This is a genomic window from Mycobacterium avium subsp. avium (assembly GCF_009741445.1).
Lineage (GTDB): Bacteria > Actinomycetota > Actinomycetes > Mycobacteriales > Mycobacteriaceae > Mycobacterium > Mycobacterium avium.
Genome location: NZ_CP046507.1, coordinates 2,485,006 through 2,509,785 on the forward strand (window position 1 = coordinate 2,485,006; position 24,780 = coordinate 2,509,785).

At 68.0% G+C, this 24,780-nt stretch carries 19 protein-coding genes and 1 pseudogene; 7 read left to right on the forward strand and 13 right to left on the reverse strand.

The features are described 5' to 3' along the window. Window positions 1-54: 54 nt before the first annotated feature. Entirely contained in the window at window positions 55-2,367 is a 2,313-nt protein-coding gene (locus tag MAA44156_RS11610) for an ATP-binding cassette domain-containing protein (RefSeq protein WP_009976310.1), read from the forward strand. A gap of 48 nt (window positions 2,368-2,415) precedes the next feature. Next, window positions 2,416-4,368: pseudogene (locus MAA44156_RS11615) on the forward strand (acyl-CoA dehydrogenase family protein). On the opposite strand, the gene MAA44156_RS11620 reads toward MAA44156_RS11615, so the two are convergent. Further along, window positions 4,358-5,776 carry a nitrate/nitrite transporter gene (locus tag MAA44156_RS11620; RefSeq protein ID WP_011724580.1) on the reverse strand — a complete coding sequence of 473 codons (1,419 nt, stop codon included), beginning with the start codon at window positions 5,774-5,776 and terminating at the stop codon, window positions 4,358-4,360. The pseudogene MAA44156_RS11615 and the gene MAA44156_RS11620 sit on opposite strands and share 11 nt — an antisense overlap. Before the next feature lie 228 nt (window positions 5,777-6,004). Beyond that, window positions 6,005-6,469 (reverse strand): LppP/LprE family lipoprotein, encoded by a 465-nt coding sequence (locus MAA44156_RS11625; protein WP_003872476.1) that lies wholly within the window; start codon window positions 6,467-6,469, stop codon window positions 6,005-6,007. Between the two features lie 332 nt (window positions 6,470-6,801). On the opposite strand from MAA44156_RS11625, the gene MAA44156_RS11630 reads away from it, so the two are divergent. Together MAA44156_RS11630 and MAA44156_RS11635 are read left to right on the forward strand one after the other, a co-directional pair. Next, entirely contained in the window at window positions 6,802-11,037 is a 4,236-nt protein-coding gene (locus tag MAA44156_RS11630; RefSeq protein WP_009976308.1) for a bifunctional nitrate reductase/sulfite reductase flavoprotein subunit alpha, read from the forward strand. A gap of 155 nt (window positions 11,038-11,192) precedes the next feature. After that, on the forward strand, window positions 11,193-11,438 hold the full coding sequence (locus MAA44156_RS11635; protein ID WP_009976307.1) for a hypothetical protein: 246 nt from the start codon (window positions 11,193-11,195) through the stop codon (window positions 11,436-11,438). A gap of 18 nt (window positions 11,439-11,456) precedes the next feature. Here the strand turns inward: MAA44156_RS11635 and MAA44156_RS11640 are convergent, their stop codons facing one another. Genes MAA44156_RS11640 through MAA44156_RS11690 form a run of 11 tightly spaced genes read right to left on the reverse strand, consistent with a single transcriptional unit; the run spans window position 11,457 to window position 22,164 of the window. Beyond that, the gene (locus tag MAA44156_RS11640; RefSeq protein ID WP_023884260.1) at window positions 11,457-11,957 is read right to left on the reverse strand and encodes a CAP domain-containing protein; all 501 of its coding nucleotides are present in this window, start codon (window positions 11,955-11,957) and stop codon (window positions 11,457-11,459) included. Window positions 11,958-11,960: 3 nt separating this feature from the next. Beyond that, window positions 11,961-12,536, reverse strand: coding sequence for an Rv1363c family protein (locus tag MAA44156_RS11645; RefSeq protein ID WP_009976305.1), 576 nt, complete (start codon window positions 12,534-12,536; stop codon window positions 11,961-11,963). Beyond that, window positions 12,533-13,144 carry an Rv1363c family protein gene (locus tag MAA44156_RS11650; RefSeq protein WP_009976304.1) on the reverse strand — a complete coding sequence of 204 codons (612 nt, stop codon included), beginning with the start codon at window positions 13,142-13,144 and terminating at the stop codon, window positions 12,533-12,535. The genes MAA44156_RS11645 and MAA44156_RS11650 overlap by 4 nt, the downstream gene beginning before the upstream one ends. Before the next feature lie 14 nt (window positions 13,145-13,158). Continuing rightward, window positions 13,159-14,628: an MCE family protein gene (locus MAA44156_RS11655; RefSeq protein ID WP_009976303.1), complete on the reverse strand. Its 1,470-nt coding sequence runs from the start codon at window positions 14,626-14,628 to the stop codon at window positions 13,159-13,161. After that, window positions 14,628-15,752 carry an MCE family protein gene (locus MAA44156_RS11660; RefSeq protein ID WP_029248451.1) on the reverse strand — a complete coding sequence of 375 codons (1,125 nt, stop codon included), beginning with the start codon at window positions 15,750-15,752 and terminating at the stop codon, window positions 14,628-14,630. The genes MAA44156_RS11655 and MAA44156_RS11660 overlap by 1 nt, the downstream gene beginning before the upstream one ends. Next, complete coding sequence (locus tag MAA44156_RS11665) at window positions 15,749-17,083, reverse strand: MCE family protein (RefSeq protein WP_009976301.1); 1,335 nt, start codon at window positions 17,081-17,083, stop codon at window positions 15,749-15,751. The genes MAA44156_RS11660 and MAA44156_RS11665 overlap by 4 nt, the downstream gene beginning before the upstream one ends. Beyond that, the gene (locus MAA44156_RS11670) at window positions 17,080-18,258 is read right to left on the reverse strand and encodes an MCE family protein (RefSeq protein ID WP_121035782.1); all 1,179 of its coding nucleotides are present in this window, start codon (window positions 18,256-18,258) and stop codon (window positions 17,080-17,082) included. Before MAA44156_RS11670 ends, MAA44156_RS11665 begins: the two co-directional genes overlap by 4 nt. Beyond that, entirely contained in the window at window positions 18,255-19,283 is a 1,029-nt protein-coding gene (locus MAA44156_RS11675) for an MCE family protein (RefSeq protein WP_011724566.1), read from the reverse strand. The genes MAA44156_RS11670 and MAA44156_RS11675 overlap by 4 nt, the downstream gene beginning before the upstream one ends. Continuing rightward, window positions 19,280-20,548: an MCE family protein gene (locus MAA44156_RS11680; protein ID WP_009976297.1), complete on the reverse strand. Its 1,269-nt coding sequence runs from the start codon at window positions 20,546-20,548 to the stop codon at window positions 19,280-19,282. Before MAA44156_RS11680 ends, MAA44156_RS11675 begins: the two co-directional genes overlap by 4 nt. A gap of 3 nt (window positions 20,549-20,551) precedes the next feature. Next, on the reverse strand, window positions 20,552-21,400 hold the full coding sequence (locus MAA44156_RS11685) for an ABC transporter permease (protein ID WP_009976296.1): 849 nt from the start codon (window positions 21,398-21,400) through the stop codon (window positions 20,552-20,554). Further along, window positions 21,397-22,164, reverse strand: a complete 768-nt coding sequence (locus MAA44156_RS11690; RefSeq protein WP_009976294.1) for an MlaE family ABC transporter permease — start codon at window positions 22,162-22,164, stop codon at window positions 21,397-21,399. The genes MAA44156_RS11685 and MAA44156_RS11690 overlap by 4 nt, the downstream gene beginning before the upstream one ends. 395 nt (window positions 22,165-22,559) lie before the next feature. On the opposite strand from MAA44156_RS11690, the gene stf0 reads away from it, so the two are divergent. From stf0 to MAA44156_RS11700, 3 genes are all read left to right on the forward strand, one after another. Next, window positions 22,560-23,363, forward strand: a complete 804-nt coding sequence (stf0, locus tag MAA44156_RS11695) for a trehalose 2-sulfotransferase (RefSeq protein ID WP_003872491.1) — start codon at window positions 22,560-22,562, stop codon at window positions 23,361-23,363. A gap of 117 nt (window positions 23,364-23,480) precedes the next feature. Next, on the forward strand, window positions 23,481-23,639 hold the full coding sequence (locus tag MAA44156_RS23310) for a hypothetical protein (protein WP_009976293.1): 159 nt from the start codon (window positions 23,481-23,483) through the stop codon (window positions 23,637-23,639). Continuing rightward, window positions 23,636-24,769 carry a YeiH family protein gene (locus MAA44156_RS11700; RefSeq protein ID WP_003872493.1) on the forward strand — a complete coding sequence of 378 codons (1,134 nt, stop codon included), beginning with the start codon at window positions 23,636-23,638 and terminating at the stop codon, window positions 24,767-24,769. The genes MAA44156_RS23310 and MAA44156_RS11700 overlap by 4 nt, the downstream gene beginning before the upstream one ends. Window positions 24,770-24,780 lie beyond the last annotated feature (11 nt).

The following is a 24,780-nucleotide window of genomic DNA, read 5'->3' on the forward strand; positions in this document are numbered from 1 at the left end:
CTGGCGCGAGGGTAGACACGTAGTCGAACTGACCGGTGACGAAAGGGTGGGGCGATGCCGACCGAGGCTTCGGCGCTTCCGGCCTCGCTGACCGTATGGGCCGGACCGAGCAGGTACGTCTTCGCCCCCGGTCGCGACGTGGTGGTGGGCTACGGCCCCGGCTGTGACATCCCGCTGGAACGCCTCGCCCCGCAACCACCCCCGGCGCCGCGCGTGGACGTGGTGCTGCGCTTCACCGGCGCCCACTGGGTGGCCATCGACCTGAGCCACCGCGGCATCTTCCTGGACGGATCCCGGGTCCCGACGGTCGAGATCCGCGACGGCCTGGCCATCACCATCGAAGATCCCCGGCACGGCCCGCGGCTGGTTTTCCAGGTCGCCGACCCGGGACACTCGGCCCCGCGGCCGCCGAATCCCCCGGCCGCGCCGCCTGTTCCGCCGGGCCGGCCGACCGCCCCCGACCCCACGGTGCCGACCCAAAGCGCCACCCAGCGCATGCCCGCGGCCGCGCCGCCACCCGTTCCACCGCCTCCCCCTCCCGTTCCGCCGCCGGCCCCGCCCGCGCCGGCGCCCGAGCCGCCCAAGGGCCCGGGCCTGATCGAGCGGATGATCACCTCCAAGCTGCGCGCCCAGCGCCCGTCGTTCCGTACCGACGAAGCCAACTCCACCCATCGGCTGCCGCTGCGCACCGCCGCCCGCACCACCGGCGTGGTGGCCTATCAGCTCGGGCTGTCCGTCGACGGGCACGAGACGCTGTCGGGCATCTCATTCACGGCGAAGCCCGGCGCCATGACCGCGGTCATCGGACCCTCCGCGGCGCGCAATGCCGCGCTGCTGGCGCTGCTGGCGGGCACCCGGACGCCCAGCTCCGGGCGCGTCACCGTCGACGGACACGACGTGCACGCCGAGCCGGCGGCCATGCGCGCCCGCATCGGGGTCGTCTCGCGCGAGGAGCGCCTGCACCGGCGGCTCACCGTCGAACAAGCGCTGCGCTATGCCGCCGAATTGCGGCTACCGCCGGAGACCTCGGCGGAGCAACGCGACCGGGTGGTCGGCCAGGTGCTCGACGAACTCGACCTGACCGCCCACCGCGACACCAGGATCCGCAAACTCGCGCCCGAGGTGCGGCGCTGCACCGCCCTGGCGATCGAGCTCATCACGCGACCGAGCCTGCTGGTGGTCGACGAGCCGACCGCCGGGCTGAACGCGGCGCAGCAGCGCCACGTGATGGCCGTGCTGCGCCGCCAGGCCAATCTCGGCTGCGTCGTGGTGGCGGCGATCTCGTCGCGCACGTCGCTCACCGACGTCAACATGTGCGATCAGGTGTTGGTGCTCACCGCCGCCGGCAAGGTCGCCTATCTCGGGACGCCGCTGCAGGCCGAGTCCGCGATGGGCAGCGCCGACTGGTCGGCGGTGCTGGCCCGGGTCGGCGCCGATCCGGACGGCGCCCATCGCGCGTTTCGGGCGCGGCCGCAATCCGCGGCGCCGACCACCCCGCCGGAGGTCGCGGCGCCGTGGGCGCCGCCGGCCGCGCTGCCGGGCAACCGGCAGGTGCGGTGGGTGGCCCGCCGCGAGATCCGGCTGCTGCTCGCCAATCGCCTCTACTTCGCATTCCTGGCGCTGCTGCCGTTCGTGTTGGCCGGACTCACGCTGCTGATCCCCGGCGATTCGGGCCTGGCGCGGCCCGCGCCGAGCAGCGCCAACGCGCACGAGGCCATCGAAATCCTGGCTCTGCTCAACGTTGCCGCGGTGATCATCGGGACGGCGCTGACGGTTCCGGCCATGGTCGGGGAGCATCGCGTCTACCGCCGCGAACAGCAGGTCGGGCTGTCCGCGCCGGCCTACCTGGCCGCCAAGGTCGCCGTGTACGCGCTGGCCGCGGCCGTCTGGGCGGCCGTCATGTTCGCCGTCGTCATCGCCGTCAAGGGCGCTCCGGTGTACGGCGCCGTCGTGCTGCACGACGCCACGTTCGAGCTCTACGTCGCCGTGGCGGTCACCGCGATGGTGTCCGCAGTGATCGGCCTGGCGCTGTCGGCGCTGGGCAAGTCGCTGGGCGAAGTCCTGCCGCTGCTGGTGCCGGTGATTCTGGCCGCGGTGCTGTTCAACGGAAGCCTGGTGCAGCTGGTCAGCATGTGGGGGCTGCAGCAGATCAGCTGGCTCGTCCCGGCCCGGTGGGGTTTCGCCGCGTCGGCGTCCACGGTGAACCTGCGCCGGATCGACCCGCTGGCCGCCAACGCCGAGACCTGGACGCACTACAGCGGCTGGTGGGTCTTCGACATGGTGATGCTCGTGCTGTTCGGCGTCGCCGCCGCGGGCGTGACCCTCTACCGGTTGCGCTCACCCGGGAAGATCCGTTCGGCGACATGAATTGTCGTCGTTGTTCCGGCGACGCGACGCGCACGTTACGGTCGGTTCATGGCGCCAGAAACGACAAGCACAGCCGAACATCTGCGCAACGCACTGGACGGGCGTTGGCGTGACGTCAGAAACCGGATGCGGGAGACGCTGAGCGAGGACCTGTTCCGTCCCCACTACACCCCCAACACCGTGATCGCCCGCACCAAGGTGGCCGAGCAGATGCGGATTATGGCGGCGTTCGGCGCGGCCGCCGACGGCTTCCGCAAAGAACACGGCGGCACCGGCGATGTCGGCGCGGCGATCACCATGATCGAGATGCTGGCGATGTCGGACCTGTCGTTGATGGTGAAGGCCGGGGTGCAGTGGGGCCTGTTCGGCGGGGCCGTGGAGAACCTGGGCACCGAGCGCCATCACGAGACCTACGTGCCCAAGATCATCAGCCTGGAGTTGCGCGGTTGTTTCGCGATGACCGAGACCGGGCACGGCAGCGACGTTCAGTCGCTGGAGACGACCGCCACCTACGACCCGGCGACCGAAGAGTTCGTGATCGACTCCCCCACCCCGTCGGCCCGCAAGGACTACATCGGCGGGGCCGCCGAAACCGCCACGGTGGCAGCGGTATTCGCGCAACTGATCACCACCGAAGACGGCAAGCCGGTCAATCACGGTGTGCACTGCCTCTTGGTGCCGATCCGTGACGCCGACGGCAACGACCTGCCCGGGGTGACCACCTCGGACTGCGAATACAAGGGCGGCCTGCCCGGGGTGGACAACGGCCGCATCGTGTTCGACCACGTCCGCGTGCCCCGGGTCAACCTGCTGAACAAGTACGGCGACGTGGCCCCGGACGGCACCTACAGCTCGCCGATCGAGAATCCCAACCGCCGGTTCTTCACCATGCTGGGCACGCTGGTTCGCGGCCGGATCACGGTCGGCGGCAGCGCCGGTGCGGCGGGCCGGGTGGCGCTGGACATCGCCACCTGATATGCGTTGCAGCGCAAGCAATTCACCACCCCGGACGGCGACTCCGAGGTGCTGATCATGGACTACCTGGTGCACCAGCGGCGGTTGTTCCCGTTGATCGCCAAGTCATACGCGCTGCAGTTCGCGCAGAACGAACTGGTCAGCAAGTGCCACGACATCCAGAGCGCCGACGATCCCGATGCCGACGAGCAGCGCGAACTGGAAGCGCGCGCGGCCGGGCTGAAGGCCGCCAACACCTGGCATGCGACGCGGGCGATCCAGGAGTCCCGCGAGGCCTGCGGCGGCGCGGGCTATATGGCCGAGAACCGGCTGATCGCGCTGCGCGGCGACACCGACGTGTTCACCACCTTCGAGGGCGACAACCACGTGCTGACCCAGCTGGTGGCCAAGGAGCTGCTGACCGCCTACGCCGACGACATCAAGAGCATGAGTCCGGTCGAATGGGTTCGCTTCGCCGCCAACGCCGTTGGCGATCGCGTCATCAAACGCACCGCGGCCGAGACGATCATCCAGACCATCGTCGACGCCCGGCAGGACAGCGAGGAAGAGGGCAGCCTGTTCAACCGCGGCACCCAGATCAAGATGTTCGAAGACCGCGAGGAGTATCTGCTGGCCTCGGTGGCGCGGCGGCTGCAGGCGAAATCCAAAGAGATGTCCGAATTCGACGCGTTCAACTCGGTGCAGGACCATGTGTTGCACGCGGCCAGCGCGCACATCGACCGGGTGGTGCTGGAAGCGTTCGTCGCCGGCATCGACGGCTGCCCCGACGAGCAGGCCCGCGAGCTGTTGGGCATCCTGTGCGACCTGTACGCGCTGTCGGTGATCGAGGATGACAAGGCCTGGTACATCGAGCACCGCTACCTGTCCACCGAGCGCGCCAAGGCGGTCACCCGGGGCATCAATGACCGCTGCCGGGCGCTGCGGCCGCACGCCCAAACCCTGGTCGACGGTTTCGGGATCCCCGAGCGGCTGCGCTACGCCGAGATGCTGCACCCGGAGAACCTGTCGGAGGCCCTCACGAGCTGACCGGCTGCTCGGCCATCGGCTGCCAGTCCGGCGCGGTGCGCGGCTCGGGCGCCCGGCGTGGGCGCACATATCTGGCCCAGGTCAGGGCCGCCGCCGCGACGTAGCACAGCATGAAGGCGCCGAACGCCGGCGTCGAGCTGCCGGTGCTGGCATAGGACTGGCGCAGCGCCAGGTTGATCACCACGCCGCCCAGCGCGCCGAACGAGCCGGCGAAGCCGATCAGCGCCGCCGACCGGGCCCGTTCCCAGTGGCGTCGTTCGGTGTCGCCGAGCTCCAACGCCCGGCTGCGCTGCGCGAAGACCGACGGGATCAGCTTGAACACCGATCCCTTGCCGACGCCGCAGCAGATGAACAACGCGATGAAGCCGGCGATGTAGCCGGCGGTCGTGTACAGCGACACCGGGGCGCCGGACGGGCGGGTCAGGTCGTCGTGCGTGCTCACCGCGACCAGGAAGCCGCCGGCAACGATCATGGCGGCCAGCACGGTCAGGGTGACCCGGCCGCCGTCGAAGCGGTCCCCCAGCTTGCCGCCGACCACCCGCGCCATCGATCCGAGCAGCGGCCCGGCGAAGGCGATCTCGGCGGCGTGCAGCGCGGCCTGCCCGTGCGTCTGCCCGCCGGCGATCAGGTTGTGGGCTATCACCTGGCCGAAGGCGAACGCGAATCCGATGAACGAGCCCGAGGCGCACATGTACAGGAACGAAATCGTCCAGGTGTCGGGCACCGTCAGCACCGAGCGCACATGACCGACCTCGACGGAATGGTCCAGGTTGTCCATGAACAGCGCGGCGCCCGCCCCGACGAGCGCCAGCAGCACCAGATAGACGGCGCACACCCAGTACGGCGCCTGGTTACCGGCGGTGGCCAGCACCACCAGCCCGACCGCCTGGATGCCGGCCGCGCCGAGATTGCCGACGCCGCCGGTGAGACCCAGCGCGAACCCCTTGCGCCGCTGCGGGAAAAACGATTCGACGTTGGCCAGCGCGGCCGCGTAGTTCCCGCCGCCCAAGCCGGTCAGCGCCGCGCACACCAGATACGGCCACAACGGCAACCCTGGGTGTGCCAGCAGCACGATGGCCGCGAGCGTGGGGATCAGCAGCACCAGCGACGACAGCACGGCCCAGTTGCGACCGCCCAGCCGCGCGGTGCCCATGGCGTACGGGATGCGCACCAGCGCCCCGACCAGTGCCGCGGTGGCGCCCACCAGCAGCTTGTCGCCGGTCGTGAAACCGTAGCGGGCCTGCGGCATGAACAGCACCATCACCGACCACAGGTACCAGATGGAAAAGGCGACGTGCATGGTGGCGATCGACCAGATCAGGTTGCGCCGGGCGATGAGCTTGTTGCCCGCTTCCCAGGCCACCAGATCCTCGGGATCCCAATGCGCGATGCGTCGCGTCCGTGCCATCAAACCCGCCTTCTGCCGATCGGCGCCCACGACACGTCGCCCGACCACCGCGCCGGGCACCGGTTGTCAAGGATGCCAGCGCTTTCCGAGTAAAGCGGCATTTCCCGGTAAGAACTCACTGAGGGCAAGCTGTGAGTTCCCGCCACCCGGCGCCCCGTGGCCGTCCGCTGCGTCATGGCGATCACCTTGTTGCCCAACGACATTGGGGCGATCGCGAGCGCGCGGCCGTTATTGATTCGGGATCTTGCCGATGGTTTGCAGTTTGCCGTCGGGCCCGATCCGGAACTTCACCGTTCCGATCCCGGTGGGACAGCACAGCTGATCATTTCCCTTCTGCCACTGGTATTGAACGGTGACGGTGTCATCCGAGGGCGGTAGCACGGTTATATACGGCTTTGCGTTCGGGGTGGCGGTGCCCAGCGGCGTGTTGTGGTCGAAAAAGAGCAGTTGTTGGGGAGTCGACTCGCTGGCGATGGTGGGGATGATCTGCACCCAGTGCAACCGGCAATTGCGGGTGTGGCCGCGCCCGATCTCCACCCAGATGGTGCCGGGGATCGCGATGGGAACCGCGGTGATCGCCTGTCGCACAGTGTCGGCCGTCGGCCCGTCGGAGGCCTTGCAGGTGTCCGGCCGGGCCTGTGGCGGCGCCGGTGGCTTCCAGCCGCAACCGGAGGCCAGCAAAACCAACACCATCACAATGAGCCGACGCACGCGGTGAGCTTAGCGAAGACTGTGAATGTCCCGTCGGTTTGGTCAAAAAGCCCGTTCGAAGAAGCGTGGCGCGGGCCGCGGTGAGTACCCTCTGCCGGGGCGGATGGTCAACGGTGACCTGCGGTAACACGATCCCAAGCCCTGAATCTCCCCGGCGATTTCACACCGGCGTGCCTGCCGTTGAGAGGAAGAAGTAAACGGGGGGAAATTTCGGGCAGCGGTGCCGAAACATGGCTGCCCCACAATGAACTCACTCGTTAGAGAGCTAACCCGTGCACACTCGACGGAGGGACGTAAGCGTGGCCAGGGAGTCCATGGCGCCGGAGAACGCCGTGAACACCATGTGCGCTTACTGCGGCGTCGGCTGCGGCATGGTGTTGCAGATCACAACCGATCCGCAAACCGGGCGCCGTCACGTCGCCAAGTCGGTTGGCAACAAAGAACATCCGGCCAACTTCGGCCGCCTGTGCACCAAGGGGGCCACCACCGCCGACCTGCTCGCCGCCCCGGGCCGGATGGACTCGGCGCACGCGCGGGCCGGCCGCGGCGAACCGCTCGAACCGATCGACACGGATCAGGCGATCACCCGGTGCGCGAAACAGTTACGGGCGATCATCGACGAGCACGGCCCGGACGCGTTCGCGATGTACGTGTCCGGCCAGATGTCGCTGGAGGCGCAGTACCTGGCGAACAAGCTGACCAAGGGTTTCATCGGCACCAACCAGATCGAGTCGAACTCGCGACTGTGCATGGCCAGCGCCGGCTCCGGCTACAAGCTGTCGCTGGGCGCCGACGGACCACCGGGTTCCTACCAGGACTTCGAACACGCCGACGTGTTCTTCGTCATCGGCGCCAACATGGCCGACTGCCACCCGATCCTGTTCCTGCGCATGATGGACCGCGTCAAGGCGGGCGCGAAACTCATCGTCGTCGACCCGCGCCGCACCGCGACGGCCGAAAAGGCGGACCTGTTCCTGCAGATCGCCCCGGGGACGGATCTCGCACTGCTCAACGGCCTGTTGCACCTGATCGTCGAAAATGGGCACACCGACCGCGAATTCATCGCCGAGTTCACCGAGGGCTGGGAGGTGATGCCCAGCTTCCTGGAGCAGTACACCCCCGACCGGGTCAGCGAAATCACCGGCATCCCCGAGCAAGACATCCGCGCGGCGGCTCAGCTGGTCGGCGAGGCCGACAACTTCATGAGCTGCTGGACGATGGGCCTCAACCAGAGCACGCACGGCACCTGGAACACCAACGCCATCTGCAACCTGCACCTGGCCACCGGGGCGATCTGCAAGCCGGGCAGCGGCCCCTTCTCGCTCACCGGTCAGCCCAACGCGATGGGCGGCCGCGAAATGGGTTACATGGGACCGGGTTTGCCGGGCCAGCGGTCGGTGGCATCGGCCGCCGACCGCGAGTTCGTCGAAGACGTGTGGGGTGTTCCCCGCGGAAGGCTGCGCACCGAGGTCGGCACCGGAACCATCGACATGTTCTCCCGGATGGCCGACGGGCAGATCAAGGCATGCTGGATCATCTGCACCAATCCCGTTGCCTCCGTTGCTAATCGGAAGACCGTGCTGGCCGGGCTGGAGCGCGCCGAGTTGGTGATCGCCCAGGACGCCTACCTCGGCACGGAGACCAGCGAATACGCCGACGTGTTGTTGCCGGCGGCGCTGTGGGCGGAGACCGAGGGGGTGATGGTCAATTCCGAGCGCAACATCACGCTGTCCCAGCCGGCGGTCGCGGCGCCGGGTGGGGCCATGCCCGACTGGCAGATCATCGCCCGGATCGCTTGCGAGATAGGGTTTTCCGAAGCGTTCAGCTACAGCTGCGCCGAGGAGGTGTTCGAGGAGATCAAGCGGTTCTGGAATCCGACGACCGGCTACGACCTGCGCGGTGTGAGCTATGAGCGGCTGCGTCGGCAGCCGCTGCAGTGGCCGTGCGTGCCGCAGAGCACGGCCGACCGCAACCCGATCCGCTACCTCAATGACGGCGTCAGCCAGACACAACTGGTCCGCGAGGACGGCACCGTGCCGCGGCTGGCCTTCCCGACGCCGAGCGGCCGCGCGGTGTTCTTCGCCCGTCCGCACCTGCAGCCCGAGGAAATGCCCGACGACGACTACCCGTTCCTGTTGAACACCGGGCGGCTGCCGCACCAGTGGCATACCATGACCAAGACCGGCAAGGTCGCCAAACTCAACAAGCTCAACCCCGGCCCGTTCGTCGAGATCCATCCCGACGACGCCGCCCGGCTGGGCATCGGCGAACACGACCGCGTCGAAATCGCTTCCCGCCGCGGCCGGGCCGTGCTGCCCGCCGTCGTCAGCGACCGGGTGCGGCCCGGCAACTGCTTCGCCCCGTTCCACTGGAATGACGCCTTCGGCGAGTATCTGTCGATCAACGCGGTCACCAACGACGCGGTCGACCCGATCTCGAACCAGCCCGAATTCAAGGCGTGCGCCGTCACCCTGACGAAAGTCGCCGTCTCCCACCCCGATTCGGCCATCGGAACCGGCCCTTCGGCGGGCCACGACACACCGGAATCCGCGCCCACGGAGGTACGAGAAATCAGCGTGTCACAAGTCGATGCCCTCGGCGAATTACTGGGCGTGGCAACGTCATTCAAGCCGGAATTCAACGAGCTCGGCCGCTCGTACCTGGCCGGGATGCTGACCGGACTGCGCTCGGACGCCGGCCGCCGCGCCGGTGGCGTGCCCACGCTGCCGCCGAGCGCGCCCTTCGATTCCCGCACCCGGCTGTGGGTGGACGGCCTGCTGGCCGGGTTGTTCTCCCGCGCCGACGCATCCCAGCAGGCGGCGCTGCCCGAGCCGCCCCAGCCGGCCGTCCAGCAGCCACCGGCCGCGCCGGCCGGTGCCACACCCGCGCCCGAGCGGGCCCCGGTCGTGGTGCTGTGGGCGTCGCAGACCGGCAACGCCGAGGAGCTCGCCGCCGAGGTCGCCGCGCAACTCGCGGCGGCCGAGCTGCCGGTCGCCCTGCACAGCATGGACGACTTCCCGGCGGCCGAGCTGGCGGCGACGCGGGAACTGCTGCTGATCACCAGCACCACCGGTGACGGCGACGCACCCGACAACGGCTCCGGCCTGTGGCGCGCGCTGACCGGCGACGCTGCACCGCGATTGGGCAACACCCGCTACGCGGTGCTCGCGCTGGGCGACTCCAACTACGACGACTTCTGCGGTCACGGACGCAAACTCGACGCGCGGCTGGCCGAGCTGGGCGCGACCCGCATCGCCGAACGCGTCGACTGCGAACCCGACTACGAACAGGCCGCGGCCAAGTGGGTCGCTGACGTCATCGAGGCCCTGACCCGCACCCCCACCGCGGTGGGCGGCGACGGCGGCGCGACCGTCTCGGCCCGCACCTCCCCGGTGGCGGCACCGTCCCGCCCGAACACGCCCGCGCCGCACACCTACAGCAAAAAGCACCCGCTCATCACCGACATGGTGCGCAACACCACGTTGAACGGGCCGAAATCCACCAAGGACGTGCGGCATCTGGTGTTCAACCTGCCGGAAGACGCCGTCAGCTACGAGGCCGGTGACGCGCTCGGGGTGTGGCCGCGCAACAGCGACGAGCTGGTCGACGAGTGGCTGGCGGTCACCGGCCTGGACGGGCAGACCCCGGTCGAGGTCGGCGAGCACGGGCTGATGTCACTGCGTTCGGCGCTCACCGAGCGCATCGAGATCGCGCACATCAGCCGGGATTTGGTGCGTTTCGTGCAGGAGCGTACCGGCGACGCCAAACTCGCCGAGCTGTTGAAGCCGGAAAACAAACGCGCACTGGCCGATTGGACGTGGGGGCGGCAATCCATCGACCTGCTGGCGCAGCTGCCGGTGTCCGCCTCGGCCCACGAATGGCTCAGGGTGCTCAAACGCCTTCAGCCGCGGCTGTATTCGATCTCGTCGAGCCCCAAGGCCTGCCCGGGCGAAGTGCACCTGACGGTGTCGCCAGTGCGCTACAACTTCCAGGGCGTGCCGCGCCGCGGGGTGTGTTCGACTTACCTCGCCGCCCGCTCCCCCGGCGATCGGGTGGCCGTCTACCTGCAGCCGTCGAGCAACTTCCGCCCGCCCAGCGACCCGGACACCCCGATGATCATGATCGGGCCGGGCACCGGGATCGCGCCCTTCCGCGGCTTCCTGCAGGAGCGGCGCGCGCTCGGCCACCGCGGCCCCAACTGGCTGTTCTTCGGCGAGCAGCACGCCGCCACCGACTTCTACTACCGCGACGAGCTGGAGCAGATGCGCGAGGACGGTTTCCTCACCGAGCTGGACCTCGCCTTCTCCCGGGACCAGCAACACAAGGTCTACGTGCAGCACCTGATGCGCAACCGCGGCAAGCAGCTGTGGAGCTGGCTGCAGGACGGCGCCCAGCTGTACGTGTGCGGCACCGCCGACCCGATGGCCAAGGACGTCGACCGGGCGCTGTGCGACATCGCCGCCGAATTCGGCAATCTCGACCCGGACGCGGCCAAGGCCTACGTTCAGTCGCTCAGCGCGGACAAGCGCTACCACCGCGACGTCTACTAGCCCGCACTAGCCGCGACGACGTCGAACTCGTAATACGGCGGAAACATCGCACACCCATCGCTGAAACATGCGCATCGCACCATGCACTCAAAAGGTCGCGCACCTGAAGGAGTGACGTAGTCGTGGCTCGGGAGTGTGATGGACCCGATCGGGTCATGAAGAAGAACTGTCCGCTGCAGTGCCCCCGGCGATACGGCGGGGTGGCCGAGAATGCGGCCGGTGACCAGGTGGACTGGGCGGGCTTGCCGGTCAATCTGGACTTCGCGTTCTCGCGGGATCAACGCGACAAGGTCTACGCCCAGCACCTCAAGCGCAGGCACGGAACACAGTTCGGCACCTGGCGGCGCGGCGGCCAGGTGTGCGTGTGCGAGCTGGCGAGCGAGTCCGTTTCCAGCGGGTAGCCGCCACCGATCGCGCCGCTACCGCCGGGCCGGATCGGGCTGGCCGTAGACGGCGACCACGACGGTGCGGTCCAGGCTGTTGTCCGACCACACCCCGATGGAGGTGTTGGCGCAGTCCCGGATGATCGCCATGTCGTCTGGGTTGGCATACCACTGGTTGACCAGCTCGAGGCTGCTGATCGCCATCGCCGGGTTGATGGCCACCGTCTCGGCGGCCCTGCCACGAAAGCCGGCGGCATTGGCCCGGTCCTGCGGCGTCGATCCGTCGGAACCGATGTCGTCGTTGATGTTTCGGTTGTTGATCATGTCTTCGGCGTGCCATTCGGCGGCCAGGGTGAGTGCGTTGTTCCTGACCACGTCGTTGGTGCAGCCCGCGTGGTGCTGCAGGGTGTAGACGGCGGAGACGACGGCGCTGTTGAGCCGCTTGTTGTCGGCGTGCGCGGCGGGCACCGGCAGCGCCGCCGACACGACGACCGCGCCCGCCATCAGGCGGGCGGCGTGGTTCACCGGTACCGACACGCCTCACACCGGTTCGAAGCGGGACACCAACCAGCGGCCGTTGACCTTGTCCAAGGTCATCCGGACGACGGGCTGGGTGTCGGTGGGGGCGCCGTCGCCGATGGTGACGGTTTGGTCGACGAAAACCAAAGCCACCGCGTGGTTTTCGGCGACCGAGACCGATGCCGCCGCGTTGACCCTGGCCGCGGACGAGATGTGCTTCTCCTTGGCGCCGGGAATGACGACCTGGCGGGTCAGCTCGGCGTAGGCATCCTTGAACTCACCGGTCAGCCGGTCGCGCGCCGCGGCGAGGTCCTTGTCCACCGAATCCGCCCGGTAGGACAGCAACGCCACCGCGTCCTCACGGGCGGCCTGCACCGACTGGGCGCGAGCCTGGGCGAGGTCGTCGGCGGATCCGGCCGACCACCTCAGGTAGCCGGCGCCCAGCGCCAAGACCAGCGCCAGCCCGGGCAGTATGCCGTAGCCGAACACCCGCGGCCAGGCGATCGAGGGTTTGCCCCGCGACGACGTTGGTTGCGGGTCGGTGTCCGACTCCCGGATATCGGCGGCGGTCCTGGCCGTCTCGCTCGGCGCGGTCACGGGACGAACACCACGTTGGAGACCTTGGCGTCATCGCCGACGGATCGGACCTCGATGCGCATCCGCCATTCCCGCGGCGGCTCGTCGCCGCCGGCGGTGTGCGACTTCACCGCGACCGCCACCAGCACCTGGGCGGAGTCGCCGCGCTGCGACTCCAGTCCCGCATCGGTCACGGTGCCTTCGGATTTCGATTGCGCCGCCTTGACCACCTCCGCGAACGGTTTGGACCGCTGCTCGAACTCGTCGCGGAACGCGCCGGTGGCCGAATCGAGGATCCGCTGCACGTCGCGGTCGACCTGGGTGTAGTTGATGGTGGTGAGGTTGACCGCGCCCTGACGGGCGGTCGCGACGAACAGGTTGCGCCGCGCCTGGGCGTCGTGCTGCTGATAGGCGCGGTAGCCCAGCCAGCCGCTCAACCCGGCCAACGCCGCCACCATGACCGCGCCGACCGCCAACACCGTCTCCGCCCGCGACAGCCGTCGCCGCCGGGCGAGTTCGCGCCAGCGCGCGACCCGGCCCTGGTCTTGATCGTCTCCCTCGGCGGTGTCGAGTTGTCTTGCTGCGTCGGACTTTTCCTCGGCGGAGGGGGTATCAGATTCGTCGGCCATGATGCTCGAACTCCTCAGGGTTGCGGAACCAGAAGCGATTGCCAGCTTTTGGCGCGTGGGTGCGCCAGATCGGACTCGGTGTAGCGGCGGCCGTCCGGCCCAATGTAATCCCCGGTGGCCGGGTCGTAGGGTGCCACCGCGACGGGCGGGGGTGCCGGGGCGGTGCCCCGCGGTGGCGGCAGCCGCGGATCCTGTCCCGGCGGATACTGCGGCACGCCTTGACCACTGGTGGTGGCATTGGGGTCGCCCTTCCAGTTGTAGCCGTCGTTGAGCGGCACGTATTCTTCGTCGCTTTCGCACAGTTCGACGGTCGGTGCGCGTTTCCACGGCTTGCTCTCACAGGGGATGTTGCGCACGCCGCGGACGTTGAATTCCGAGTCCTGCGGCACCCGGCAATACAAGTCGGCGGCGGGTCGGTCCGGCGCGTCGACGCTGGCGGGCGAACGGCGTTGCGCCGGAGGCAGATAACCCGTCGTGCACGGCGGCGGCAGGTTGAGGTTGAGGTTGAAGTCCAACTGGGCGCCCCGGTACTCCTGCTTGGTGTTGGAGCTGGGCACGATGATCGCCGCCATGGCCGCGATGCCCTGCGGCAGCAACACCAGCAGTTGTTCGATGTCGTGGCGGTAGACGACGGCGATGTCGTCCAGGCTCACCAGGTTGGCGAACAGCACCGGCAGGGCGGGCGTCACCCGGTCCAGCAGGGCGCGGCCCTCCTCGACTCCGGAAGCGCCGTGCGCCAACAGGTCTCGCACCGCGGCGTCCTGCGCCTTGAACTGGGCCATGAGGGCCGCGGTGCGGTCGGCCCAGGTGGCGATCGCCCCGGAGGTCTGGACCTGTGAGTTGAGCACCGCCGGAGATTGATCGATCAGCGTGGCGAGCGGGTCGACGGTGTGGCCGCCGGCGACGGCCAGCGCGGTGGACCCGTCGACGATGCGGGACAACTCGGCGCCCAGTCCGCCGACCGCCCGGTCGGTCTCGTCGATCACCGTGCGCAGGTTGTCGCGGGGAATCGCTTGCAGCGCACGGTTGGTCATGTCGAGCAGCCGCCCGATGTCCACCGGTACCTCGACGCGGCCGGCGGTGATGACGTCGCCGTCGCGCAGCGTCCGGGACTGGTGGTCGCCGGTGCCGGGCCGCGGGGTCAGCTCGATGTACTGCTCACCGATCGCCGAGCGGCTGTGCACCGACGCCTGGACGTCGAAGGGCACCTCGATCCCCGACCGCATAGCCAGCACCGCGCGCACTCCGGTCGCGGTGACGTCGACCGATTTGACCTGGCCGACGTCGGTACCGCGGTAGGTGACCACCGAGGTCTGGTAGAGCCCACCCGATTGCGGCAGGTCGACCGTGACCCGGTACTCGCCGATCCCGAACAGGGTCGCGGGCAGCTTCATGAAGTTGAATGCCATTGCGCCGCAGGAAACAACGGTCACCACCGCCAGAATCGACAACTGGATCCAGGTCCGGCGGTTCAACCGAAGCATCAGTATCCCCCGAAATGGTACGGATAGGTCAGCGGGTTGCCGCCGGTGACGGGGCTGGGGGGCTGCATGCCGATGGTCCGGCCCCACTGCAGTTCGAGCTGGGTGAGGTTGCCTTCCCAGCGCGAGCCGGTGAAAAGCCCTTGGTCGATGCGGCTCAGCGTCAAGTCGACGATCAAGGTGAGGTTGGCGTAGTCGCCGCGGAACCAGTTCCGCACCGTCGACGCCGGCCAGGGGTAAGTCGCCAGGCCGTCCAAGCCGCGGGTCAGCGAGGGTCCGGCGTCGGCCAGCGACCGCAGCACCGGCGCGATGTTGCGCAGGTTGTCCACCAGGGATTGCTTGCTCTGGTGGATGGTGTCGGCCGCGATCGCGCTGAACTTGCCGACCCGGTCGATGGTGTCGGCGATCTTGGTGCGCTCTTGCGCCAGCACGGCAAGCGCTTTGGGCACCGACGTCAACGCCTTGTCCACCACCGGGTCGGCGGCGGCGACCTGACCGGCCAGGGCATTGAGGTTCTCGGCAGCGGCGATGATGTCGTCGGTCTGCTCGTTGGTGTGCGCGATGAACTCGTCGATCTGGCTCAGCAGGCTGCGCATGTCGGCTTCCCGGCCGGCGAAGGCCTTCGCCACCGCCCGGGTGATCTCCTGCAACTGCCCGATTCCGCCACCGTTGAGCAGAATCGACACCGAGGCCAGCGTCTGCTCGGTGGTGGGATACAGGCTCGCCCGCGACAACGGGATGACCGAGCCGGCCGTGAGCCGGCCGACGGGCGGCTCGTCTTTGGGTGGTGCGAGTTCGATGTGCATCGACCCGAGCAGGCTGGTCTGGCCGAGCTTGGCGGTCGAGTTGGCCGGCAGGTGCACGTCACCGTCGATGCGCATGGTGACCAGGGCGTGCCAGTCCTGCAGTTCGATCTTGGTGACGTTGCCGACGTTGACGTCGTCCACCCGGACGCGGGTGTTTTCCTGGATGGTCACCACATCGGGCATCTGCGCCTGGATGGTGTAGGAGCCCGGTCCCCCGCCCGCGGTGCCGGGCAGCCGCAGCGAATTCAAGCCACGCCAGCCGCACCCGGAAAGCGCTGCCGCGCAAGCTACCACCAGTGCTGCGACGACCGCGCGTCTCATGACGGCCCCGTCGGCAGCATCAGGTCCCGCAGCACCTGCAGCGAGTTGCTCGTCGGGTTCGGCGGCGGGCCGGGTTCGGCGGGCGGCTGATCGGCGGGCGCGGGCTGGCCGGGAGGAGCCGGCGCCTCGGGGGGCGGGCCGCTGTCCGGAGGCGTGTACCCGGGCCGCAGCCAGTCCTCGCTGTAGGTGATCTCGCTGGGCCGGGCCTGGGTACCGACGAACGGGTTGATCCCCGCCGGGATGTAGTTGTAGATGCGGTTCTTGATGATCGGGTTGAGGTATTGCAGGCACAGTTTGGATACCCGCGCCAGCCGGGCCCGCGACGCCGCTTCGATTGAGCTGCAGATGAATTGGGGAATATCGGCGAAGTTGTTCAGTGCCAGGATGCCCGTCATCGCGCTCTGGGCCGGCTGGTAGATGTTCAAGAAGTTCTGGAACACCGTGGGGGCGATGTGCAGGATCTGCTTGACGTCACCGCGGCTGTCGTTGAGCGCGGTGGTGATGGAGCCCAGGCGGTCGACCGTGACACCCATCGCCTCGCGGTTCTCCGCCAGGAAATCGCGCACATCGCTCAGCGCCCCGTCCAGCGACTTCAGCGCACTGCCTACCTCGTTGGGCGTGTTGGTCAGCAGGGTCGTCACGGCGGCCAGGTTGGTGTTGAACGAGGCCAGCAGGTCGCTGCTGGAGTACAGCGCGGACACCAGCAGTTGCAGGTTGCGCACCGTGCTGAAGATGTCATCGGCGTGGTCACCGAGCGCCGAAATCGCTTCGGAGAGCTTGAGTACCGTGTCGCGGGCGGTGTCCCCCTGGCCGCGGAGATTGTCGGCGGCCGAGTTGACGAATTCGCCGACCGAGTTCACCCCGCCCGCGGTGGTGGGCTGCAGCGCGTCGGTCAGTTTCTCCAGCTGCTTGCGGAAATCGTCCCACTCCACCGGAACCGCGGTGCGGCTCAGCGGGATCGCCGCGCCGGGGCTCAATGTGGGCCCACCGGAGTATGCCGGCACCAGCTGGATCGCCCGGGCGGTCACCAGCGATGGCGACAGCACGGCGGCGCGGGCAGCGGCCGGGATCGCGTACTTCTTGTCGACGGAGAACGTCACTTTCGAGCCGGCGGATTGGGGTTCGATCTTGTCGATCGCGCCGACGGCGACGCCGAGGATGCGGACCTCGTCGCCGACGAACAAGCCGTTGGTCTCCGCGAAATACGCCGCGTAGCTGTTCTTTTCGACGGCCCGCCACAGCTTGCCGCCGACCAGCACGCTCGCCACGGCCAGCGTCAGGACCAGGCTCAGCGCGGTCGCCTTGCGCAGGGTGTCTCGAGTGATGGTCATGGCTGATCGAATTCGTGGGGCGAGGGCGGCGGGATGGTCCGCACCGGTGGCGTGGACGGCGGCGGCGACGGCGGCTGCGACCACAGCGGCACCGGCGCGTTCTCCGGCGGCACCGGCGGAGTCCCCGTCGGCGGATCCACCACCTCCGAGGGCAGCTTCTGATCGGGGTCCAGGAAACGGTCGTACATGTCCGCGTCCAACACCGGTCCGCCGAACTGGCCGGGCACCAGGTTGGCGACGTAGGCCTTGAAAAACGGCCCCGAGCCCAGGCATTCGCCGAACGACATCGCATACCGTTTGAACTTGGGCAGCGTTTTCTGCAGCTCCTCCTTGCGGTTGTCCAGGATCTCGAGCACACCGTTGAGCTTGTCCAGCGCGGGTTTGAGCTGGGTTCGGTTGTCGTTGACCAGCCCGCTGATCTGATGCGACACCGCGGTGAGGTGGTTCATCAACGCGTCCAGCGAATCCCGTTCGTCCAGCAGCGCGGCCAGCAGCGCGTTGGAGTTGGCCACCAGCCCGGCGATCTGCAGGCTGCGCCGGCCCAGCACCGCCGAGACGTGATTGGCGTTGCCCAGCAGGTTGCGCAGCTGCGCGTCGCGGCTGTTGAGGGTGTCGGAGAACCGGGCGACGCCCTGCAGCGCGGGCTTGAGGTTCTCCGGTGTGGCTTTGAGGGTGTCGGCCAGCGTGGTCAGGGCCGCGGAGAGTTGGGTGGTGTCCAGGCCGCTGATGGTGGTGGTCAGATCGCCCAGGGCGTCGGGCAGATCGTAGGGCGAGGTGGTGCGTTCCAGCGGAATGACGCCCGAGAGCCGCCCGTCCCCGCGCGGGGTCAGCTCCAACATCTTGGCGCCCAGGATCGTTTCGGTTTTGATCGCCGCCTCGGTGCGATCGCCCAGGACGACGCCCTTGCGGACGGTGAATCCGATCCGCACCTTGGTGCCCTCCAGGCGCAGGTCCGAGACCCGGCCCACGCCCATGCCGGAAACCCGCACCGCGTTGCCGGGTTTGATGCCGCCGGCCTCGGAGAAGTAGGCCGCGTAGTCGTCGGTGTTCTTGATGAACGGCAGCTTGTTGTACTGGAAGGCGACGACGGTGACGCAGGCCAGGATGACGGTTCCCAGCACGCCCAGCATCAAGGGCCGTTGCGGGGCGGGTGATTTGGGTAGCTTCCACGTCATTTCGGTGTGCACCGCCCGCTGGGCTGACCCAGCAATTTGACGAAGATCGGGTTGCCGCCTTTGCCGTTGAGCTTCAGCAGCACTTCGCAGAAGTAGAAGCCGAAGTAGTCGCCGTTGAGGCCCTGGCGGGCCAGCACCTGGTAGATGTCGGGCAGCTCCTTGAGCAGGTTGTCGACGTAGTCGCGGTCGGAGAGCACCTGCCCGGACATCCGATCCGTGTGCTGCACAACGTCTTTGAGGGGCTGGCGGGACTGGGAGAGCAGGTCGGTGATGGAGCCGGCGGCCGCGTTGATGTAGGCGAGCCCGGTGGAGATGTCGTCGCGGCGCTGGGCCAGCCCATCGACCAACTGCGCCAGTTTGTCCAGGCCGTCGGAGAATTCGTGGTCGCGGGTGGCGAAGGTGCGCAACACGGTGTTCAGGTTGGTGATGAGCTCGCCGATGAGCTGGCTGCGCCCGGCCAGGGTCGAGGTCAGCATCGAGGTCTGCGACAGCACCGAGGCCAGGGTGCCGCCCTGTCCCTGGAAGATGCGCAGCAATTGGCCGGACAGGGCGTTGACCTGATCGGGGTCCAGCGCCCGGAACAGCGGACGGAACCCGCCGATCAGGGCGTCCAGGTCGAGCGCCGGCGAGGTGCGCGCCAGCGGAATCGTCGCGCCCGGCGGCAGCCGGCGCGGCGAGCCCGGGCCCTCCTCCAGCGCCAGATAGCGGTCGCCGATCAGGTTTTCGTAACGCACCACCGCCTTGGTGCCCTCGCTGAGCCGCACGCCCTTGTCGACCGCGAAGCCGACGGTGACGGTGCCGTCCCGGTGCAGGCTGAGATCGCCGACCTTGCCGACCTCCACCCCGGCGATGCGCACGAAGTTGCCGGACTTCAGGCCGGAGATGTTGGTGAACACCGCTTGGTAGCCGGTGCGGTCCTCGAAGCGCAGCTGACCGAACACCGCGATGAGGGTGAAGGTGAACAACAGGCAGACCGCGGTGAAGATCGCCACCCGCCAGGCGATGCTCGACAATTTCCTTCTCATGGCGGCGGCTGCCCTCCCCGCCAGAAGTAGCGCGGCGCTTCGGGCGGGTTCTTGGTGGTCGGGAACCAGTTGGCCCACCACGGGTTACCCGCGGCCACGTTGGTGCGGATCTCGTTCGGCGCGGCTCCCCAACCGGTGTCGGTGACCAGGGCCCGCACCGGGAAGTTGGCGCTGGGGTCGGGCAGCGAACCACAGCTGGGCCTGCCGCCGGGGCCGCCGGTCGCGTTGACCTTGGGCAGGTGTTTGGGATAGCGGTACGGGTCATCGCCGAACAGCAGAGCGGCGTCCAGGATCACCGAATATCCGTTGCCGCCCAGGGCATCTCGGCCGCCGTGGTCGACGTACCACTGGGCGCCCTGGAACAGGCAGGTGTAGGTCGGGGAGTATTTCTGCATCAGCGCGATGGTGGGATCGAGCAGGTTCATCGCTCGCACGATGTTGGATTCGTTGGCTCCGATGACGTTGATGCCGGTCTGGCTGAAGCCGACGGCCGACAGCAGCAGCGAGTCGAGCGAGCGCTGGTTGTCGGTGATGGTGTTGCTGGTGGTGCTCGCCGAGTCGAGAATCGACAGGATGTGTTGCGCCGCGTCGGAGTAGACGGCGGTGGTCGCCCCGAACAGCCGCCAGTCCTCACCGATGGTGTCCATGCGTGAATTGACGGTGCGCAGAAGGCTATTGGCGTCGGTGATGGCTTCGCCGATCCGCTCGCCCTTGCCGCGCACCGACTGGGCGAACGCGGACAGGATGGCGTTGAGCTTGGCCGGGTCGAGCGCCTGGACGACCGCCTGCAGGTTCTCGAAGACGGTGTTCACCTCGACGGTGACGTTGCGTGAACGCAGCACCGCGCCCGGCTTGAGCGGGCTGGCGCTGGGCCGCTCGGGAACGATCAGGTCGACGAATTTGGAGCCGAAGGCGGTGGTCGATTTGATCTCGGCTTCCAGGTTGCTCGGCAGATATCGGAACGGGCCCGGCTGGATCTTGAGCTGCAGCCGGGCGGTCTTCACGTCGGTGCCGATGGAGGCGACCTGCCCGATCTGCACACCGCGCAACTTGACCTTGGCGCCGTCCTCCATCACCAGTCCCGCCCGGTCGGACACCAGCGTGAGCGGGACGAAGGTCTGGAACTTCCCGGAGAAGGAGGCCGCGGTCAACGCGACCAGTCCGCCGATGACGATGAACAGGGTGGGCGCCCACCAGATGGGGTCGATCCCGTTGCGCTGGTTTCCGCCGCGCCGGATGAGGCCGCTGCTGCTCTGTTTGCTCATCGGCTATCCCGACAGGTTGAAGTTGCCGGACTGCCCGTACACGGACAGCGAAATCATTAGGCACACAAAGGCGGTGACGATCATCGACGACCGCACCGACCGGCCGACCGCCTCCCCCACGCCCGCCGGGCCGCCGGTCGCGGTGAACCCGTAATAGGTGTGCACCACCATCACACCCGTGGCCATCGCCAGCGCCGAGAAGAACGACCACAACAGGTCGTTCGGGCGCAGGAAGGTGGAGAAGTAGTGTTCGTAGACGCCTTTGGATTGGCCGTAGACGTAGATGGTGAGCAGCTTCGCCGCGATGAACGACATCAGGACGGCGACGGCGTAGAGCGGGATGACCACCAGGATGCCGGCGATGATGCGGGTCGACGCCAGGTAGGTGACGGCGCGGATGCCCATGACTTCCAGCGCATCGATCTCCTCGTTGATGCGCATCGCCCCCAATTGCGCTGTCGCGCCGGCACCGATCGTGGCCGCCAGCGCCAGGCCCGCCGTGCAGGGCGCGATCATCCGCACGTTCAAAAACGCCGAGAGGAATCCGGTCAACGCCTCCACGCCGATGTTGGACAGCGTGTCGTAGCCCTGGACCGCGACCAGGGCTCCGGTGGTGAGGGTGAGGAAGCCGATGATGCCGACGGTGCCGCCGATCACCGCCAACGCGCCTGTGCCCATGCCCATCTCGGCGATCAGCCGCAACAGCTCGCCGGGATAGCGCCGTATCGCGTCGGCGATGGCGGCCAGGGATTGGCCGTAGAACACGGTCTGCTCCCCCAGCTTGCGGGTCGACTCGACGAGCCTGGGCCCCAGCGCAGCGAACCGCGACGGCTCGCGGGCGATCTCGGTCATTTGGCCGTCACCTTCACCCCGAGCGCGGTGGTCAAAATGTTGATGAAGAACAGCGCCATGAAGGAGAACACCACCGTCTCGTTCACCGCGTTGCCGACGCCGGTGGGACCGCCGCCCACCGAGAGACCCTTGTAGCAGGCGATCAGTCCCGCGGACAGACCGAACAGGGTCGCCTTGATCAGCGAGATCACCACCTGCGGCAGCCCGGTGACCAACGTCATTCCCGCGACGAAGGCGCCGGGCGTGACGTGCTGGACGAAGACCACGAAGATGTAGCTGCCCGTCAATCCGGTGACGGCGACCACCGCGTAGAGCATGACCGCCACGAAGGTGGCCGCGATGATGCGCGGAACCACAAGCGCCTGAACGGGATTGACGCCGATCACCTTCATCGCGTCGATTTCTTCGCGGATGGTGCGCGCGCCCAGGTCGGCGCACATGGCGGTCGATCCGGCGCCCGAAACGACCATCGCCGTGACGACCGGCCCCACTTGGGTGACCGACGCCAGCCCGGCCCCCGCGCCGGACAGGTCGCCGGCGCCGATCTCCACCAGCAGAATGTTGAGCACGAAAACAATCAGCACGGTGTACGGAATCGACAACATGATGGTCGGAAAAATGGAAACCCGTGCCACGAACCAGATCTGTTCGAGAATTTCCCGCCACGCCCACGGCCCGCGAACCGCCGCGGCCAGCGCCTCGGCGCTGAGCAAGAAGAATTGGCCGAGCGCCGTCATGGGCTTGGCGATGGCGGTCGCGTTCACGGTGCTCGCCCGCTCATTCGCTGACTCAACCCGACCCCCATATTTCGTAACACGGTTTATCCGTTCGTAATCACCTGGCTCCCAAGCAAACAGCGCTGTTTACATGCGGCACTCACGTGTGCTTCGCGCATAGTTCAGCGAATCTACGGCCACGACCTCGTCCGCCGTCAGGGTTGCAATCAACCAGAAGAAATGTGGACGGGGACCGGACGGATGGTTTCACCCGCCGTCCGGAATAGTGCTGCACGCAACGCTTCTACGACGAGCGTCAGGATTCGCCGCACCGCTGTCGTGGGCAAGGTTTTGCGTCGGCGTGACCACAACTTCGGCCGTCCAGGAACAGGTGGGCATCAAGTCGAGGAATAAGAAGTGCCGGTTGTGGATACACTCTGCCGGTGACAAACAGCCCGTCGTCATACCTGGTGTTGGCGTCGCAGCGCAGCGGCAGCACGCTGCTGGTCGAATCGCTGCGGGCCACCGGCGTGGCCGGCGAGCCTCAGGAGTTCTTCCAGTACCTGCCGTCCACCAGCCAGGCCCCGCAGCCGCGGGAATGGTTCGCCGGGGTCGACGACGAGTCGATCCTGAGCCTGCTCGATCCGCTGGACGCGGGCACGCCGGACCTGGCTCCGCCCGAGATCTGGCGCAGCTACATCCGCACGGTCGGCCGGACCCCGAACGGGGTGTGGGGCGGCAAGCTGATGTGGAACCAGACCCCGCTGCTGTTGGACCGTGCGAAGAACCTGCCGGATCGCAGCGGCGACGGGCTGCGGGCGGCCATCCGCGATGTGATCGGCGAGGAGCCGCTGCTGATTCACGTCTACCGGCCGGATGTGGTCTCGCAGGCGGTGTCGTTCTGGCGGGCGGTGCAGACGCGGGTCTGGCGGGGCCGGCCCGACCCGGCGCGCGACGCGCGCGCCACCTATCACGCCGGGGCGATCGCCCACGTCGTGACGATGCTGCGCGCCCAGGAAGAGGGCTGGCGCAATTGGTTCGCCGAAGAGGACCTCAAACCCATGGAGATCCCGTATCCGGTGTTGTGGCGCAACCTGACTCAGGTGGTCGCCGCCATCCTCGAGCAGTTGGGGCTCGACCCGCAACTGGCGCCCGAACCGGTGCTGGAGCGCCAGGCGGACCACCGCTCCGACGAGTGGGTGGACCGCTACCGCGCCGACGCGGAGAAATACGGTCTGCCGACCTGAAATACGGCGGAGCTAAATTCAGGCCGAGCCAATCGCTTGGATGCGGCGGGCGCGACCGCCACGATTCCGTCAGCAGGCGTCCCGCGTGGGCCGCCACCGGTTGCTCGAGGAGCGGACATGGTGAGTGACAATCGCGGCGATCACGAGGCGCCCGATCGTGGGCAGGACTGGGCGGCGCGGCTGGCGTCGGTTTCGGTGGATTGGTGGGCCACCGCGGTGGCGGGCGTGATCGTCGCGCTGGCGGTGGCCGACGTGCTCCCGAAGATTCCGTGGTGACCGGCGTGAGCACCGTTCGCGTCGCACCCGACGAAACAGACGAAACAGCGGACGCCACCTTCACCAGCACCCGCCCGCTCGACTACCTGCCGGGCATCCTGCTGCTGATCGGCGTGGGGGTGTTGGGCAAGTACGCCCAGATCTGGTGGAACGCGCTGGCCAAACACGAGCACTGGACGGTGCCCGACATCGAATATGTGTTGTGGGCCATCGTGATCGGGCTGGTGATCACCAACACCGTCGGGCTGCACCCGATCTTTCGGCCCGGCGTGCTGACCTACGAATTCTGGCTGAAGGCCGGGATCGTGGCGCTCGGTTCGCGATTCGTGTTGGGCGACATCGCAAAGCTGGGCGGGATCAGCCTGGTGCAGATCCTGGTGGACATGACCATCGCCGGGACGATCATCATCGCCGTGGCCCGCTGGTTCGGGTTGTCGGGCAAGCTCGGTTCGCTGTTGGCGATCGGCACGTCCATCTGCGGGGTGTCGGCCATCGTGGCGGCCAAGGGCGCGATCCGCGCGCGTAACTCCGACGTCAGCTACGCGATCGCCGCGATTCTGGCGTTGGGCGCGGTGTCGCTGTTCGTGTTGCCGCCGCTAGGGCATGCGATCGGGCTGACCGATCACGAATTCGGTTTGTGGGCAGGGCTTTCGGTGGACAACACCGCCGAGACCACCGCCACCGGATACCTGTACTCCGAGCACGCCGGCAAGATCGCGGTGCTGGTCAAGTCGACCCGCAACGCGCTGATCGGTTTCGTGGTGCTGGGTTTCGCGCTGTTCTGGGCGGGCCGCGGGCAGGCCGACGAGATCGCCCCGGGGGTTCGGGCCAAGGCCGCCTTCATCTGGGCCAAATTCCCGAAGTTCGTGCTGGGCTTCCTGGTGGTCTCGGCGATCGCCACCGCGGGCTGGCTGACCAAGGGCCAGACCGCCAACCTCGCCAACGTGTCGAAATGGGCGTTCCTGCTGACCTTTGCCGGGGTGGGGCTCAACACCGACATCCGCCAGATCGCCCGCACCGGGTGGCGCCCGCTGGTGGTCGCGGTCATCGGGTTGACCGTGGTCGCCACCGTCTCGCTGGGCATCGTGCTGCTGACCTCGCGCGTATTCGGTTGGGGCGTAACCACTTAGGGTTTAACCGC

Bases quoted from the DNA above. Each gene is read 5' to 3' on its own strand.
- MAA44156_RS11610 (WP_009976310.1), top strand. From the start codon at position 55: ATGCCGACCGAGGCTTCGGCGCTTCCGGCCTCGCTGACCGTATGGGCC.
- MAA44156_RS11620 (WP_011724580.1), bottom strand. From the start codon at position 5,776: ATGGCACGGACGCGACGCATCGCGCATTGGGATCCCGAGGATCTGGTG.
- MAA44156_RS11625 (WP_003872476.1), bottom strand. From the start codon at position 6,469: ATGGTGTTGGTTTTGCTGGCCTCCGGTTGCGGCTGGAAGCCACCGGCG.
- MAA44156_RS11630 (WP_009976308.1), top strand. From the start codon at position 6,802: ATGGCGCCGGAGAACGCCGTGAACACCATGTGCGCTTACTGCGGCGTC.
- MAA44156_RS11635 (WP_009976307.1), top strand. From the start codon at position 11,193: ATGAAGAAGAACTGTCCGCTGCAGTGCCCCCGGCGATACGGCGGGGTG.
- MAA44156_RS11650 (WP_009976304.1), bottom strand. From the start codon at position 13,144: ATGGCCGACGAATCTGATACCCCCTCCGCCGAGGAAAAGTCCGACGCA.
- MAA44156_RS11655 (WP_009976303.1), bottom strand. From the start codon at position 14,628: ATGCTTCGGTTGAACCGCCGGACCTGGATCCAGTTGTCGATTCTGGCG.
- MAA44156_RS11660 (WP_029248451.1), bottom strand. From the start codon at position 15,752: ATGAGACGCGCGGTCGTCGCAGCACTGGTGGTAGCTTGCGCGGCAGCG.
- MAA44156_RS11665 (WP_009976301.1), bottom strand. From the start codon at position 17,083: ATGACCATCACTCGAGACACCCTGCGCAAGGCGACCGCGCTGAGCCTG.
- MAA44156_RS11670 (WP_121035782.1), bottom strand. From the start codon at position 18,258: ATGACGTGGAAGCTACCCAAATCACCCGCCCCGCAACGGCCCTTGATG.
- MAA44156_RS11675 (WP_011724566.1), bottom strand. From the start codon at position 19,283: ATGAGAAGGAAATTGTCGAGCATCGCCTGGCGGGTGGCGATCTTCACC.
- MAA44156_RS11680 (WP_009976297.1), bottom strand. From the start codon at position 20,548: ATGAGCAAACAGAGCAGCAGCGGCCTCATCCGGCGCGGCGGAAACCAG.
- MAA44156_RS11685 (WP_009976296.1), bottom strand. From the start codon at position 21,400: ATGACCGAGATCGCCCGCGAGCCGTCGCGGTTCGCTGCGCTGGGGCCC.
- MAA44156_RS23310 (WP_009976293.1), top strand. From the start codon at position 23,481: ATGGTGAGTGACAATCGCGGCGATCACGAGGCGCCCGATCGTGGGCAG.